The sequence below is a fragment of the Oleiphilus sp. HI0128 genome (assembly GCF_001635365.1).
Genome location: NZ_LWGG01001609.1, coordinates 1 through 1,270 on the forward strand (window position 1 = coordinate 1; position 1,270 = coordinate 1,270).

Consider the following 1,270-nt stretch of genomic DNA (forward strand, 5'->3'; position numbering starts at 1 on the left):
TTGAGCACTTCTATTTAAAACAATATGGCGATAATCCAGTGCTGGCAACTTTGCATTGATTTGAGAATCAGATGGCTGCGCCTGTTGTCGATAGTCATATAAAAAACCCACAGAGGCAAAGCTGATATCAAAGGCACCTTGGGATAAAGCCGACACAGCCAATGACTTTTCGAGTAAGCTAAACAGCTCAGTCGATATCGATAGTGCTTGCTCAGAGGCAAGTCTATTTACCTTGGAGAGCTCAGATTCAGAAATATACCGCGACATCTTTGCCTCGATATCATTAAAGCGATTCAGCACTGCGCGCTTAGCCTTCTCTGCTTTAATCTTATCGTCTAACCAAAACTCCAAGCTTAAGTTGGTCGTCATCACCTCTGCAGAAAACTCATGCCACTCGGCTTTCAAGGGCATGCTAAGAAAAACTAAGAAGCAAATGAGAAAACTCAAACAGTTTTTCATAATGTTATCCAAAATATCTCTCCAACCACGACGAATAGACCCATCCTAAAATATTGGTTAAAATCAATAAACCCTATTGCTGGAACAACACAATGAACTTGGCACCTAGTAATAAAACTATTGATGCACTTAAGAGTCTCTCTCTTAAAGAAGCGAGTCGAATTGAACTTGTCTGGCTTTATGGTTCACAAGCGAATCATACCGCTGATTGCGCGAGTGATTATGACCTAGCGATAGCGCTACATAAGGAATGTAATCAAGCAGACAAATTCATTCAAGACCTTGAGTATCAATGGTCAAATAATCTAGACCAGAATATATCAATCGTTGATATTAACTCAGTGCCCGTGCCATTGGCTTACAACATTATTGATCTCGGCACTCCGCTCTACATTGGCAATGACTTGCGCCTTCATAGCGAAGAACAGCGAATATGGTCATTATGGAGTGAATATGCCCATGAACACCAGCAACATTATCCTTAAACGGCGTTCCAGAGAATTTACTATGTCGACATACCAAGCCTATGTATTTGCCATCAAAGAACAAGTCGCTCAGCACTTGGCTGGTTTGGATGAGTTGGCCTGCACCATTCAGAAACGCCCCTTAACATTTAACGAACGTAGCGCTGTAGAAAGGAATCTACAGGTTCTTATCGAGGCTGCTATTGGCTGCTCAAAGCACTATCTCAAGAAGATATCTAAACCTGTTCCTTCGGAAGCCCGAGCTAGCATTGAAAGAATCTACGAACAACTCGCCATTACCACTCCTGAAATAAATGAAATGCGCGGCGCAATAGGCATGCGAAACG

The 1,270-nt window shown here is 42.2% G+C and carries 3 protein-coding genes; 2 read left to right on the plus strand and 1 reads right to left on the minus strand.

Going from position 1 to position 1,270, the window contains the following annotated elements; genetic code table 11:
- The coding region (locus A3763_RS26300) for an FAD:protein FMN transferase (RefSeq protein WP_197483156.1) at nucleotides 1-411 on the minus strand (411 nt) is incomplete at its 3' end.
- Nucleotides 412-551: 140 nt separating this feature from the next.
- Between A3763_RS26300 and A3763_RS26305 the strand changes: the two genes are divergently transcribed.
- Together A3763_RS26305 and A3763_RS26310 are read left to right on the plus strand one after the other, a co-directional pair.
- Nucleotides 552-944, plus strand: coding sequence for a nucleotidyltransferase domain-containing protein (locus tag A3763_RS26305; protein WP_068508473.1), 393 nt, complete (start codon nucleotides 552-554; stop codon nucleotides 942-944).
- 22 nt (nucleotides 945-966) lie between these two features.
- On the plus strand, nucleotides 967-1,270 hold a 304-nt coding region (locus tag A3763_RS26310), incomplete at its 3' end, for a HepT-like ribonuclease domain-containing protein (RefSeq protein WP_068760755.1).

Coding starts and splice junctions, on each gene's coding strand:
- A3763_RS26305 (WP_068508473.1), top strand. CDS start 552: ATGAACTTGGCACCTAGTAATAAAACTATTGATGCACTTAAGAGTCTC.